The organism is Hydrogenophaga sp. (assembly GCF_022844385.1).
In the GTDB taxonomy this organism is placed as follows: Bacteria; Pseudomonadota; Gammaproteobacteria; order Burkholderiales; family Burkholderiaceae_C; genus Hydrogenophaga.
Genome location: NZ_JALHLX010000013.1, coordinates 42,625 through 55,826, shown reverse-complemented (window position 1 = coordinate 55,826; position 13,202 = coordinate 42,625). Strand labels below are relative to the sequence as shown.

The following is a 13,202-nucleotide window of genomic DNA, read 5'->3' as shown; positions in this document are numbered from 1 at the left end:
GGGATGGTTTCAGGGTGTTCGTTGTGCATGTTGTGTGTGCCCCGGGGGGTTTCCTCGACTCCGCCGCAACCATAACGGAAAGCCCCTGCGTTGAAGCTGTGCGGTACGACCATTCAGCCCGCGCCACAGACCGCTGGCACCGAGGGGAAACGCAACGCGCCCCTAGAATGCCTTGATGAGCTCCAACACCCCCCCCAGCAAGCCCAACGCACCCGCAACAGACGCCCCCGCAGAGGGCGAACACAAGGTCAGCAACTTCCTGCGCCAGATCATCGAAAACGATCTGGACAAAGGCACCTACGCCAGCCGCCGCTGGGCCGGCACCCCGGGCGACGCCGCGCACCACGCCGCCGGCCAGCCCGACCCCGCCAAGATCCGCACCCGCTTCCCGCCCGAGCCCAACGGGTATCTGCATGTGGGCCACGCCAAGAGCATCTGCCTCAACTTTGGCCTGGCGCGCGACTACGGCGGCGTGTGCCACATGCGCTTTGACGACACCAACCCCGAGAAGGAAGACACCGAGTACGTCAACAGCATCCTCGACGCGGTGCAGTGGCTCGGCTTCAACTGGGAAGCCAATGGCCAAAGCCACCTGTTTCAAGCGAGCGACTACTTCGGTTTCATGTACCGCGCGGCCGAGTACCTCATTGAAGCCGGCCACGCGTATGTGGACGAACAGACCGCCGAACAAATGCGCCTGGCGCGTGGCGACTTCGGCAAGCCCGGCGTGGACAGCCCGTTTCGCAGCCGCACGCCCGCCGAGAACCTGGCGCGCTTTCGCGAAATGCGCGACGGCAAACACGAAGACGGCAGCATGGTGCTGCGCGCCAAGATCGACATGGCCTCGCCCAACATCAACCTGCGCGACCCCGCCATTTACCGCATTCGCCGCGCCACGCACCACAACACGGGCGACACCTGGTGCATCTACCCCATGTACACCTTTGCGCACCCCATTGAGGACGCACTGGAGCAGATCACCCACAGCATCTGCACGCTGGAGTTTGAAGACCAGCGCCCGTTTTACGACTGGCTGATGGACCGCCTGTGCGAAGGCGGCCTGCTCGCGCACCCCGCGCCGCACCAGTACGAATTTGCCCGGCTCAACCTCACCTATGTGATCACCAGCAAACGCAAGCTCGCGCAGCTGGTGTACGACCACAAGGTGAGCGGCTGGGACGACCCGCGCATGCCCACCATCGTCGGCCTGCGCCGGCGCGGCTACACGCCCGAGAGCATCCAGATGTTTGCCGAGCGCATCGGCGTGACCAAGAGCGACAGCTGGATCGACTACAGCACGCTCGAAGGCTGCCTGCGCGAAGACCTGGAAAACAAGGCCCACCGCGGCATGGCCGTGCTCGACCCCGTCAAGCTGGTGCTCACCAACTGGGCCGAGGCCTTTGGCTCTGACGGCTACACAGAAGACTGCACCCAGCCCGCCCTGCCCCACCACGCCGTGCCCGAGGGCCAGACCCCGCCGCCCGAGCGCGTGTTCAAGATCGGCGGCCAGGTGTGGATTGAGCGCGAAGACTTTGAAGAAGTGCCCCCCAAGGGCTACAAGCGCCTGTTCCCAGGCAACGTGGTGCGCCTCAAAGGCGGCTACGTGATCGAGTGCACCGGCTGCGAAAAAGACGCGAGCGGCACCGTGACCGCCGTGCACGCCAAGGTGATCCCCGGCACCAAGAGCGGCACCCCCGGCGCCGACAGCGTGAAAGCCAAAGCCGCCATCACCTGGGTGAGCGTGGCCGACGGCGTGCCCGCCGAAGTGCGCCTGTACGACCGCCTGTTCAGCGACCCCCAGCCCGACGCCGGTGGCAAAGACTTCATTGAAGCGCTGAACCCGAACAGCTTGAAGGTGGTGACGGCTTATGTGGAGCCGTCACTGGCTGCGGCGAAACCGGATGAGAAGTTCCAGTTCGAGCGGTTTGGGTACTTTGTGGCGGATCGGGTGGATCACGCGGCGGGGAGGCCGGTTTTTAATCGGGTTGCGGGGTTGAAGGATTCGTGGGGGAAATAGTTACCTACCCTCTAACTCGAACGCGTCATCTGCAATCCTTCTCGATAGTCATCCCAAGGAATACCCAAATGTACAATCAAGACTCAGCCCGCATTAAGGCGGCGATGGTCATCTACGCATTTGAACAAGATCTCGGGGAGTATGTTCATACGGAACATACGGAAATCAATGAAGATAGAACGGCCACACTGGTTGCGGCACGAATTCAAGAGGAGGCACTCGACAAAGGCGATGTCTCCTCCCGCCAGATCATAGAGGCTACGTTTCTCAGCGAAATATTCAATCTCGCACAATCTGCTGCATCCAAAACTGCTGATGGAGACCAGTTCAAGCGCTTGCGAAAGATATTTGACAGTCTTGAAATTACCGATATTAGGAACTCAGTAAGCCATCCAAATCGACCATTTGCCGAATCGTATTGGCATCGCGTAGCAGCACTTGCAACCGACCCGATTATAGAGAAAATTGGATTTGCAAGAACAATTAAGCAATATAGACTCGCATGCGAGGATAGGCTGACAGCCCCTCCCGAACAGTGGCTAGAAGTCAGACGCAGCTACATTAAGAACAATCTTCCCGACACAGTAGAACACGAGTTGACTGGTCTGATCGGGCGTGACAAAGACCTTAGCAAGCTAGAAACTGAGCTTCGCAGCGGACGAAATTCATTAGTAGCAATTATCGCAAGGGGTGGCACAGGAAAAACATCGCTGGTTCTTGAATGCCTCAGTAGAATTGTCCTTAAGCCAGAAACTGCAGATTGGGCAAATGCTGTAATTTTTTGCACACTAAAGCAGGAAGCACTTACAGCGACCGGGGTTGTTAGAATTAACTCCCCAGATTCACTCAACTCCTTGAAAAATGAACTTCTAGAATCACTGAACTTTGTTTTTCTTGAAGAGTTTGAAACAATTGAAGAGGCGCAAAAGCATAAAGAGAGCACAAGCATCTTGCTTGTAATTGACAACCTTGAGACGTTACTTCGAGACGAGCCAGAAATGGTAGGTGAATTTATCGACACACTGCCACATAAGTGGAAAGTGCTCGTAACCAGTCGCCTCCCAGTCGATGCTGCCAAAAACATTCCCCTCGAATCACTAACTCGGCAATCGTCCCTATTTCTGACGAGAAAGTATTTCACCAGCAGGGGACATTCGAATATAAATGCAGAAACTCTCGAAAAAATTGGGGATGCATCAAAGGACAATCCATTAGCGATACGACTGATTGCGGATTTATACATAGCCGGAAAAGATGTTGATTCCGCCATTACCGTTGCGGCAAATGAAATCACCAACTATTCATTCTCGAATCTAATCGATGCATTGTCTGCTGATGCGATCAAGCTGCTGGAAGGACTCTTTGCGCTGGGTCGCGCGAATCGCTCGCTTTTAATCGATTCTCTTGAACTGTCCCTTGACCGAATCGCAGCAGCAATCGCCCAGCTTGCTAAAACGAGTCTTCTGACTCGAACAACAGATGAGGCGCTTGAAGAAATTTATAGCATCGATGAATCGATACGAGATCTATTGCGCGTTTCACCGAAAAACATTGACGTAAGAAGACAGGTAAGTGCGAACATCAGTCGACTTCATGCTTTAAAGCAAGAGGTTGCTGAGGCTCAGTTTGAGCGTAAATGCACGGAACTCGACAGAGACTTTATACCTGGTGACACGCCGGTAGACTTAGTTCCGATAGTTGACAAACTAAACAAAGCCATAAGAGATAAAAATGCACTTCTAGTACGGGAGTTAGATCTTAAACTAAGGCAAATTGAAGATGTTCACTCGAACTCCACGTTCTTCTACAAGCAGCTGGTCAGGATTGCGTACTTCTTCAGCGATTTGAATTCGCAAGAAATTATGTTGCTAAAAATGCTTCAGATTGATAGCAGTGAACCATACGCTCTTCTTTCCTTGGGATATCTCTACAGGTCACAACAGAGACTAGACAAGGCGCTGGTAAGTTTTGAATTACTGATGAAGAATGGTTGGGGGGACATTACAAAATCTGGAAAGATTGCTGCCATATCGATTCACCAAGGCTATCTTTCGGCTTTAGTCTTCCTCGAAGATTGCCAGAGAGTTCTCGATTTGACCAACAGTTGGAAGGCGAAAGCGGAATTCAGGATGGTTTATGGGGTTGCTCGGGCAGCAGCATTTCGGCATTTGACATCGCAAAATATGGCTTCCGAACCGATGCTCGCTCGTGAATATCTCGATATTGCAGTATCGACGCTCGGCGATCTTACAAATCTTGAAGGAAGCCCAAGCCCCGTTCTGCAAGAGCAAGCGAAAGTTATTGCACTTTCTCCATTGGCTCTGCTGAAAATCAATGAGAATAGCGCCAAGGATCGACAATCTTCTCTGAGAATCTTGAGCTACTGCCACCAATACATCGATGCATTGCAAGGGCGTTTGGAAGGCAGAGCTGAATCAATAAGAAGTCGACTTAGCGGAATACAATTGTCAGGAAACCCCTTTCTTCCGACCGTTCAGAAAAATCAGTCACCTGAAGCTCAAATCGAGGAAATCTCTCCCAGTATTCCTGCAGGATTTGAACTTGTTGAGATTTATCACATTCCCAACTCCTCTTCTTTTCCAACATATATGTTCGGCAGAGATGTTAACAAACGGGAATACTTCCTGTCTGTCGAGTATTTTCAAAACGGTGATTGGGCAAATTGGCTTTTATTGAAAACTGGCTCTAAAGTTGCTGTGACATCAATACCTTCTAAGAACGCCTCCACCGACTACCGCGCTACCAAGATCATTTCCATTTGATTTTTATGATTATCGAATTAGCCAGTTGATCTTTCAATACGTACAGGATGGGCAAAAAAATTCGCCCGATACACCGCTCCCATGCTCGCCAACCTCACCCCCTTCCTCCTCCACTGGGCCATCACCGCCCTCGCCCTGTGGGTGGCGAGCCATTTGTTCAAGGGCATCCAGTTCGGCAGCACCTCGGCGCTGGTGGTCTCGGCCCTGCTGCTGGGGCTGGCCAATGCGGTGGTGAGGCCGCTGCTGGTGGTGCTCACGCTGCCCTTGACGCTGCTGAGCTTTGGCCTGTTCCTGCTGGTGATCAACGCGCTGATGCTGTTGCTGGTGGCCAAGCTGGTCGAAGGATTCAAGGTCGACGGCTTCTGGACGGCGTTCTGGGCCAGCCTTTTCATCTCGCTGCTCAGCCTGGTGCTCGGCGCCTTCGTGCTGGGCGGCTCGCCCGACTTCACCATCGAAACCAGCCCGGCGCCGGGGTCGGTGTGGCTGTGAGGGCTTGCACCTCCGGTTGTTTTGCCCGTTGCGGCCGCCTACACTCGTTCCTATGCGCCCTTCCCAAGCCCTTGACCTGCACCGTTCGGAAATCCGCGAGATTGCGCTGCGCCACCGTGTGTCCGGGGTCAGCGTTTTTGGCTCGGCCATCCACGGCACCGACGTAGAGGGCAGCGACTTGGACCTGCTGGTGGAGCCCACGTCGGCAACCACCTTGCTGGACATTGGCGCCATTCGCCACGAGCTGAAGGCGCTGCTGGGCATGGACGTGGATGTGCTGACGCCCAACGGCTTGCCCGCGAGCTTTCGCGAACAAGTGCTTCGCGAGGCGGTTCAGCTGTGACCCGGACCAAGCCGCTGCGCACCACGGACTACCTTCAGCACATTGGCGAAGCCATGCTCAGCCAATGTGTTTCTCAAAATAAACAAGCTGGCTGCTCTGTACAGAATGAGAAACAAAAGCCGGCCTGAGCCGCACTCAGTGCAGCGTGTTCGACATGATCTGGTGCACTTCCTGCTCCAGACCCTTTGACGGTATGACCACCATCTGCTTGCCGCCGATTTCGGCCGAGTAGCGCGGCGATTCGCTGGCGTGTTGATAAGCCTCGCCAAGGCGGTAGATCAACTCGCCGACCTTGACATCCGACAGGTGGTGTTCCTTGACGAAGTCGTTGAGGCTGGTGACCTTGCCGTCGTGAATCCAGGCCAGGCCGAAGTTCTCCGGTGGTTTGCCGAGGAAGACAAAGGCTTCGTGCTCTGCCGGCACCACTTGCAGGCGGTCATGCACCTTGTGCGCCAGCTCTTCCAGCGGTGCCTTGATCTCGTCGAGCTTGCCCATGGCCTCGCTGTCGGGCGGCAGCGGCGGATACGACACCTTGCTGCCAAAAAACTTGTCGAGCAGTCCCATGTTGTTCTCCTTTCAGAAGAAAAATAAGAGAGCCTGACAACTGCCCACGGGCTGGGTGCGTGGACGACGAAACGTCGCCAGGCACTTTGACCATAGACCATCGAGGCGATCAATACAAATCGGATCGATGAAGCGCGGGCAGCTCACCCGGCGGCGCTGGCCTCGGGCAGCTTCGCAATCACCTTGATTTCAAAGTCAAAACCGTAGAGCCAGGTCACACCCACGCCGGTGAGCGTGGGGTACGGTGCGTCGCCCCAGTGCTGGGTGAGCTCTGTCCAGATGGTTTCAAACTTGGGTTCGGGGTCGACGATGAACACGGTCACGTCCACCACGTCTTTGAAGGTGCAGCCGGCGGCCGAGAGGATCGCGTTGAGGTTGTCGAACGCGAGCTTCACCTGGGCTTGCAGGTCGGGCTCGGGCGAGCCATCGGGCCGGCTGCCCACCTGGCCCGAGACGAACAGAAAACCGTTGGAGCGGATGGCTGGGGAGTAGCGGTTTTTTTCATAGAGCGCCTGGCGCCCGGCGGGGAACACAACATCACGTGCAGACATGCAAATACCTCTGGGTGGGTGGGGAGTGGGTTCACTCTAGGCATTCACGGCCTGCGGATAAACAGGCCAGTCGCACAATGACTGTTTGGCATTTCCAAACAATCGACGGGTGCGAGGAACCGAGATGGACCGTTTCGATGCGATGCAGGCCTTTGCCCGCGTGGTGGAAGCCGGCAGCTTCACCAAGGCGGCGCAGACGCTGCACATGAGCAAGACCACCGTGACGCAACTGGTGCAGCAGCTGGAGGCGCGGCTGCGCGTGAAGCTGCTGAACCGCACCACGCGGCAGGTGAAGGTGACGGCCGATGGCGCCGCGTACTACGAGCGCGTGGTGCGCCTGCTGGCCGACATGGAGGACGCGGACACCAGCCTCTCCAGCGCCGTGGCCTCGCCGCGCGGGCGCCTGCGGGTGGACGTACCCAGCCCGCTGGCCCGCCTGATCCTGATGCCGGCCCTGCCGGCGTTTCACGCGCGTTACCCCGAGATCGAGCTGCACATGGGCGTGAGCGACCGCATGGTGGACCTGATCGGCGACAACGTGGACTGCGTGCTGCGCGGCGGCGAAATCACCGACCCGTCGTTGATCGCGCGCCATGTGGGCGACCTGCAGATCGGCGTGTACGCCGCACCCAGCTACCTGGAGCGCGTTGGCACACCGCTGCACCCGGGTGAGCTGGAAGCCTCGCACCACCGCACGGTGGGCTATCTGCGCGCGCGCAGCGGCACGGTGGCGCCCATGGGCCTGCAGCGCGATGGCGAACGCATCGAAGTGCAGGGGCGCCATGTGGTGGCGGTGGACGACGGCAACGCCTACCTCGCGGCCGGTGTGGCGGGCATGGGTGTGCTGTGGCTGCCGCAGTACATGGCGAAAGTCCATGCGGCGCGCGGCGAACTGGTGCCGCTGTTCGACGGCTGGCACGTCGATGCCATGCCGATGTACGTGGCGTTCCCGCCCAACCGCCATGTGAGTGCGAAACTGCGGGCCTTCATCGACTGGGTGGTGGAGCTGATGGCGGTGCATGCGCCACTGGCTTCGCGGCCTGCCAAACCCCAATCTTGACCAGCACCATGGACGCATCTGAATCCACTGCACTCATCTCTTTGCTGCGCTCGCAGCCCGTGGCTTCGCTGGCCACGCTGCACAAAGGCGCACCGGCCGTGTCGATGGTGCCTTTTGCCTTGCTGCCCGACGGCACAGGCTTCGTCATTCACGTGAGCCAACTGGCCACCCACACGCAAGACATGGTTCAGAACCCGGCTGTGGCACTGCTGGTGACGGCACCGCTGGCCGCTGCAGATTCACCGCTGGCTTTGCCCCGCGCGAGCGTTCAAGGCTCGGCGCGGCCGTGTCCTCCCGAGTCGCCCGGGTATGAAGCAGCACGACACGCCTACCTGGCCAAACTGCCCGACGCAGAATCGCTGTTTTCGTTTGGGGACTTTTCGCTCTTCGTCATCGAACCCGAAGCGATCCGCTGGGTGGCGGGCTTCGGGCGGGCCATGTCGTTGGTGGGTGCGCGCATGCACGAGGTCCTGGGTCAAACGGCCTGAGCCTCCCCTGTGCCCTCACCCGCCAAACGGCCCGGTGCACCACTGCTGCTCACACGGAATCCCGTCTCCATCGCCGTCCATCTTCATGCCGGGGCAGTTCTTCAGAAACAGCTTGGCCTCGCGGCAGGAAGTCATTTCTGAACAATGCTGGCGGCCGTCGCACTGGAAGGCGCTGGGTACAGGCCGCGCCGCCTCGGGCGCCGGGGCAACGATGAGTTCCTGATGGCTGGATTGCGCGGCCGCCACCCGGTCGCCGTACTGGGCATAGGCGTACCAGCCCAGGCCCGCTGCGATGAGCAATCCAATGAAACGCGTGACCCACGCAGAACCGTCTGAACCGCTGGATGGGCTGCGCCGGCTGTGCGGCATCTGGCGGTCCCGGTGCGTGGCGGTGTGGCGCTCTGCGCCCGGGCGGCGCACCCGCACAGCGCGCTTGCGGCCGTCTTTGTCGAGCTCGATTTCAAACGACAGCGCCTCACCCGCGGTGGGCACACGGCCGTCGCGAGCAAAGGCGGACACGTGCACAAAGATCTCCTGGTCGCCATGCTCGGCCACCACAAAACCAAAGCCACGATCGGCGTTCCACTTCTTGAGTTGGCCGTTGAAACGGCTGCTGCTTGCATTCATTGTTGGGCTCCCTCCCCGTAGTGCGTGGGCGAACCACATCATGCCGAAGTGGGTGAATGGGAGCCAGCATTCGAAGAACCCCAAATTGGGTTCCATCGAACCCAATCTGGGTACGAAGGCACACTACCGGCAAGATGGCCCGCCGCCCCCACCACCACGTCTACGTCATCGAGCTGCACAAGGACGTGCTGCTGGAAGCGCGCTTCCGCAAGAACAACCCGGGTTACGTCGAGAGCAAGCCCTGTGTTTACGTGGGCATGACCGGGCTGGACCCGGACGTGCGGTTCGACAAGCACAAGGCGGGCATCCAGTCGAACGCGTATGTGATGAAGTACGGCCTGCGTCTGCTGCCCGACCTGTACGAGGGCTTCAACCCGATGAAGTACGCGGACGCGGTGGACAAGGAGATCGAGGTCGGCATCGACCTGCGCTCGGCGGGCTTCGGGGTCTGGCAGGCCTGAGGAGGCCGTGGCTCAGTCTGTGGCGCCAGCGCCCAGCGCGGTGTCCTGCTTGACCGCCATCGCGCAGCGCACCGCCAGCCTGAGCCCACGCACGATCTCGTCCAGCGGCATGTTGGGTGTGCCCTGCTCGGGCAGCCAGGGCACGTGGATGAAACCACCGCGTGTGTGCTTCAACGCGCGCCGCGTGGCGAGTTCGTGCATGAGCCCATAAAACACGTGGTTGCAGACGAAGGTGCCGGCGGTTTGCGATACCTCCACAGCGATGCCTTCGGTTTGCAGCGCGGTCAGCATGGCCTTGATGGGCAGGCTGGTGAAATGGGCCGCGGGCGCGCCCGGCTTCACCGGCGTGTCCACGGGCTGGCCGCCCGCGTTGTCGGCGATGGGCGCGTCGTTCACGTTGATCGCCACGCGCTCCAGCGATATGGCCTTGCGACCACCCGCCTGACCCACGCAAATGACGAGAGCGGGCTGGTGCTGCTTCAGCAGCGCATTCAGCGTTTTCAGCGAGGCGTCGAACACGGTGGGCAGCTGCGCGGCCACCACCGTGTGGCCAAGGATCTGCCGGCCGTGCAGCTCTTTCACGGCAAGCCAGCTGGGGTTGAGCGAGGCGCCACCGAAGGCGTCAAAACCGGTGAGCAGGATTTTTTTGTTCATGTTGTGAGTCAGCGGTGTTCAACCGCGCAGCGTGCCGGGCGCAAGGCCTTGCAGCGAATGCGGCCCGATGGCCGCGCGGATGAGCCGCAGCGTGGGGTGGCCGACGGCGGCGGTCATGCGGCGCACCTGGCGGTTGCGCCCCTCGGTGATCACCAGCTCCAGCCAGCTGGTGGGGATGGACTGGCGAACGCGCACGGGTGGGTTGCGCTCCCACAAATCATCGGGTTCGGGCATGGCGCGCGCGCGGGCCGGCCGCGTGGGGCCGTCGTTGAGTTGCACCCCATGGCGCAGCGCTTCCAGTGCAGCCTCGTCGGGCACACCTTCCACTTGCACCCAATAGGTTTTCTCCATCTTGTGGCGCGGGTCGCTGATGCGGGCCTGCAGCTGGCCGTCGTCGGTGAGCAGCAGCAGGCCTTCGCTGTCGGCATCGAGCCGGCCGGCCACGTACACGCCGGGGATGTCGATGAAGTCCTTGAGCCCGCGCCAGCGGCCCTCGGGCGTGAATTGGCTCAACACGCCATAGGGCTTGTTGAAGCAGATCAAACGGCTCATGGGTGCATCAGATCGCGCAGCCGCTGGTGGGGCTCGTCGTCGCGGTCGAGCACCACGCTGCGTTTGGCGCTGAGGTAATGGGTGGTGAACACATCAAGCCACGCGGCCAGGCTCTGGGCGGCATGCGTTTCGCCGGCCATCGCCAGGCACAGCGCCGCCACTTCCGAGGTGCAGAAATGGCTCTCGCGCGCCGATCGGCGCAGGCGGTAGTTGGACACCTGGTCGGGGTGCAGGCTGAGCACGGGCAGCGTGTCGAGGTAGGGGCTCTTGCGGAACATCTTGCGGGCTTCGGACCAGGTGCCGTCGAGCAACACGAACAGCGGCTTCTTGCCGTCTTCTCCGCGGGGCGGCAGCCCGGTCACCACGCGCCCGGGCGGCACGAACTCGCCGGGAAACACCAGATACGGCTGCCACTGCGGATCGGCCAGCAGGGCCAGCAGGCCCGGGTCCACCGCGGTGCGCGACCAGCCGAAGGCCCAGGTGTCGGCCACCACGTCGGCCACCAGCCAGCCGGTGTTGCTGGGTTTGAGCGCCTCGATGTCGCCCATGACCAGGCACATGCCGGCCTGGGTGGCCACCAGCGGACGCAGGGCGCACACGCAATGGCTGGCCACCAGGCGGCAGCCCGCGCAGCGCCCACCGCCCGAGCCGCGGGCCACAAAGGGCTTGGCGCTGGCGGCCAGGCGCGCCAGGCGCAGGCGCGAAACGGCGTGGCCGGGCACATGGGAAGGTGGCGGGGTGATCACAAGATGCATGGTCTGGACTGTAGGCGCTTCGCTCACCGCAGCTCGCGGGGTGGTGTGCGCGAGACACGCACATCGGGCGATGCACGGCCCGGGTATGCAACGTGACAAATGTCGCAGGTCTTTCGCCAGCGGCCCACCACAATCCGCCGCATGCCCGTTTCTGAAATTGCAATCTGGTCGGCGATGCTGGGAGGCTTGTTGACGCTGTCGGCGGTCGCGCTGGGCGACGCACTGAGCAGCCGTTCGCTTGCGTCGGTGCGCAATGTGGTCTTCCTGCTGATCGCAGGCACCAGTTGCGTGGTCATGACGGGCCTGCCCGAGGTTTTTTTCCCCGCGCTGCCCGGGCGCTTGATGATGGTGCTCAAGGCCGGCCTGGGGCCGTTGGCCGGCGCCATGGGCTTGTACTACCTGAGCAACTGGCTGGGTGGCGTGCGCGAAGACTCGCTGGTGCACCGCTTCACGGTCATGGGTGGTGCGGTGCTGCTGCTGGCGGCGCTGGCGCTGGCGGCGGTGGCCACCCGCGTGGCGCCGGCCAACTTCCGCGACCTGCTGATGCTGGCCGCTGCGGTGAACATGGTGCCGGTGCTGCTGGCCCTGCTGGCGGTGCGCCGCGCCCACCAGCTGGGAGACCCGCTGGCACGCTGGATGGCGGTGGGCATCGTGTGCCTGGCGGCCACCACAGCGGGCCTGTATGCGCGCGGCCTGAGCCTGCCCGGCCTGGGACTGGGCACCTGGTTGGTCACGGCCTTGGTCACCGTGTCCTATTTCCTGATTGCCTCGGTGCTGGCCTTGCTGCGCAACCAGCACAACCGCCAGCTCGCACGCCTTTCCCGGCTGAACCAGGGTGCCGAGCCCGCCACCGGCCTGCCCACGGGCGCAGCCTTGCTCACCGAGGTGGAACACGTGTTCTGGCGCACCGCGCGACGTGGCGGGGTCTGCACGGTGGTGTGCCTGCACATCAGCAACCTGTACGAACTGACGGACGAGCCGGGACACGGCACCGAACACCAGATCCTCACCACGCTGGCTGCCCGCGTGCGCCGTGCAGCGGGCTTTCGGTGTGTGGTGGGCCTGTACCACCCGCGCTGTTTTGTGGTGGTGATCACGAGCGACAAGCTCACCGAGGCCACGCTGGAAGTGGTCACCCGTTTGCGCGCCACCGTGCCGATGCCCTTGAGCGTGATGGACGCAAAACAGGTCTACCTGCCGTTCTCTCCGCAAGTGGGCATGGGTGTGGTCACGCTGGAGCCCGACGGCGTCACCCCGATGGAGGTGATCAACCAGGCCGAACGCCGCGCGCTGGCTTCGGTGGGCGAGCAACATCCGATGTCCGAACACGACATTGCGACCACGCCCGCAGCGCTCGAATGAGCGTTGCCGCACACAGACATTTCACCCATAAGTCCTCACGTCTGCAGACGGGTTAGGCCAAAGCAACTCCCCCTGTTGTGAGGCTTGCACGGTCAGCCGGCCAGTCGGCGGTTTCGTCGGTCTGCGACACCGCCGGGCCCGCATTCAGGGCACGATGCACAGGCATGCCAAAAGAACAGGACCTCAAGCGCAAGGCGACACCGTCGTCGCGCAAACCCAACCGCCGCAAACACGACCCCATGCTCATCAACGGGGTGAGCGCCTTGCTGGCGGGTGGTGGTTTGTGGGTGCTGTCGCTGGTGATGGACCACCAGGCCAACTTCCACGTGGCGGCCAGGGCCTTGCTGGCACCGGCCTGGATGGCCCTGGCGGTGGGCGCAGCCCTGCTGTTGCTGCACGTGGTCATCAAGCGTCGCACCCGGTTCGAAGCGGCCATGCTGCTGCGCCAGCACTCCACCTTTCACGAACCCATGCCACCGGTGCTCGCCACGCCCAA

15 protein-coding genes are annotated in these 13,202 nt (G+C 61.0%); 9 read left to right on the top strand and 6 right to left on the bottom strand.

Annotated elements, in window-relative coordinates:
• The first annotated feature begins 175 nt into the window (after positions 1-175).
• The 4 genes from Q0C59_RS04680 to Q0C59_RS04665 all read left to right on the top strand — a co-directional run bounded on the left by Q0C59_RS04680 (position 176) and on the right by Q0C59_RS04665 (position 5,632).
• Positions 176-2,017 (top strand): glutamine--tRNA ligase/YqeY domain fusion protein, encoded by a 1,842-nt coding sequence (locus Q0C59_RS04680; protein ID WP_291212370.1) that lies wholly within the window; start codon positions 176-178, stop codon positions 2,015-2,017.
• 68 nt (positions 2,018-2,085) lie between these two features.
• Complete coding sequence (locus tag Q0C59_RS04675) at positions 2,086-4,800, top strand: hypothetical protein (RefSeq protein WP_291212367.1); 2,715 nt, start codon at positions 2,086-2,088, stop codon at positions 4,798-4,800.
• Positions 4,801-4,881: 81 nt separating this feature from the next.
• Positions 4,882-5,289: a phage holin family protein gene (locus Q0C59_RS04670; RefSeq protein ID WP_291212365.1), complete on the top strand. Its 408-nt coding sequence runs from the start codon at positions 4,882-4,884 to the stop codon at positions 5,287-5,289.
• 52 nt (positions 5,290-5,341) lie between these two features.
• On the top strand, positions 5,342-5,632 hold the full coding sequence (locus tag Q0C59_RS04665) for a nucleotidyltransferase family protein (protein ID WP_291212362.1): 291 nt from the start codon (positions 5,342-5,344) through the stop codon (positions 5,630-5,632).
• Positions 5,633-5,767: 135 nt separating this feature from the next.
• Here Q0C59_RS04665 and Q0C59_RS04660 read toward each other — a convergent pair whose 3' ends face one another.
• Positions 5,768-6,196, bottom strand: a complete 429-nt coding sequence (locus Q0C59_RS04660; protein WP_291212360.1) for a hypothetical protein — start codon at positions 6,194-6,196, stop codon at positions 5,768-5,770.
• A 143-nt stretch (positions 6,197-6,339) separates the two neighbouring features.
• On the bottom strand, positions 6,340-6,747 hold the full coding sequence (locus Q0C59_RS04655; protein WP_291212357.1) for a RidA family protein: 408 nt from the start codon (positions 6,745-6,747) through the stop codon (positions 6,340-6,342).
• 124 nt (positions 6,748-6,871) lie between these two features.
• On the opposite strand from Q0C59_RS04655, the gene Q0C59_RS04650 reads away from it, so the two are divergent.
• Complete coding sequence (locus Q0C59_RS04650) at positions 6,872-7,807, top strand: LysR family transcriptional regulator (RefSeq protein ID WP_291212354.1); 936 nt, start codon at positions 6,872-6,874, stop codon at positions 7,805-7,807.
• A gap of 8 nt (positions 7,808-7,815) precedes the next feature.
• The gene (locus tag Q0C59_RS04645) at positions 7,816-8,295 is read left to right on the top strand and encodes a HugZ family protein (RefSeq protein WP_291212351.1); all 480 of its coding nucleotides are present in this window, start codon (positions 7,816-7,818) and stop codon (positions 8,293-8,295) included.
• Between the two features lie 15 nt (positions 8,296-8,310).
• Here the strand turns inward: Q0C59_RS04645 and Q0C59_RS04640 are convergent, their stop codons facing one another.
• Positions 8,311-8,922 (bottom strand): cold shock domain-containing protein, encoded by a 612-nt coding sequence (locus Q0C59_RS04640; RefSeq protein WP_291212348.1) that lies wholly within the window; start codon positions 8,920-8,922, stop codon positions 8,311-8,313.
• Between the two features lie 134 nt (positions 8,923-9,056).
• Here Q0C59_RS04640 and Q0C59_RS04635 point away from each other — a divergent pair, with 134 nt between their 5' ends.
• Complete coding sequence (locus tag Q0C59_RS04635) at positions 9,057-9,383, top strand: hypothetical protein (RefSeq protein WP_291212344.1); 327 nt, start codon at positions 9,057-9,059, stop codon at positions 9,381-9,383.
• A 12-nt stretch (positions 9,384-9,395) separates the two neighbouring features.
• Here the strand turns inward: Q0C59_RS04635 and pcp are convergent, their stop codons facing one another.
• Genes pcp through Q0C59_RS04620 form a run of 3 tightly spaced genes read right to left on the bottom strand, consistent with a single transcriptional unit; the run spans position 9,396 to position 11,344 of the window.
• Complete coding sequence (gene pcp, locus Q0C59_RS04630; protein WP_291212341.1) at positions 9,396-10,037, bottom strand: pyroglutamyl-peptidase I; 642 nt, start codon at positions 10,035-10,037, stop codon at positions 9,396-9,398.
• Positions 10,038-10,055: 18 nt separating this feature from the next.
• Positions 10,056-10,589 carry a pseudouridine synthase gene (locus Q0C59_RS04625; RefSeq protein WP_291212338.1) on the bottom strand — a complete coding sequence of 178 codons (534 nt, stop codon included), beginning with the start codon at positions 10,587-10,589 and terminating at the stop codon, positions 10,056-10,058.
• Positions 10,586-11,344 (bottom strand): tRNA-uridine aminocarboxypropyltransferase, encoded by a 759-nt coding sequence (locus Q0C59_RS04620; RefSeq protein WP_291212335.1) that lies wholly within the window; start codon positions 11,342-11,344, stop codon positions 10,586-10,588. Before Q0C59_RS04620 ends, Q0C59_RS04625 begins: the two co-directional genes overlap by 4 nt.
• 141 nt (positions 11,345-11,485) lie before the next feature.
• Here Q0C59_RS04620 and Q0C59_RS04615 point away from each other — a divergent pair, with 141 nt between their 5' ends.
• Together Q0C59_RS04615 and Q0C59_RS04610 are read left to right on the top strand one after the other, a co-directional pair.
• Positions 11,486-12,706 carry a GGDEF domain-containing protein gene (locus Q0C59_RS04615; protein WP_291212332.1) on the top strand — a complete coding sequence of 407 codons (1,221 nt, stop codon included), beginning with the start codon at positions 11,486-11,488 and terminating at the stop codon, positions 12,704-12,706.
• A gap of 164 nt (positions 12,707-12,870) precedes the next feature.
• The coding region (locus tag Q0C59_RS04610; protein ID WP_291212330.1) for a hypothetical protein at positions 12,871-13,202 on the top strand (332 nt) is incomplete at its 3' end.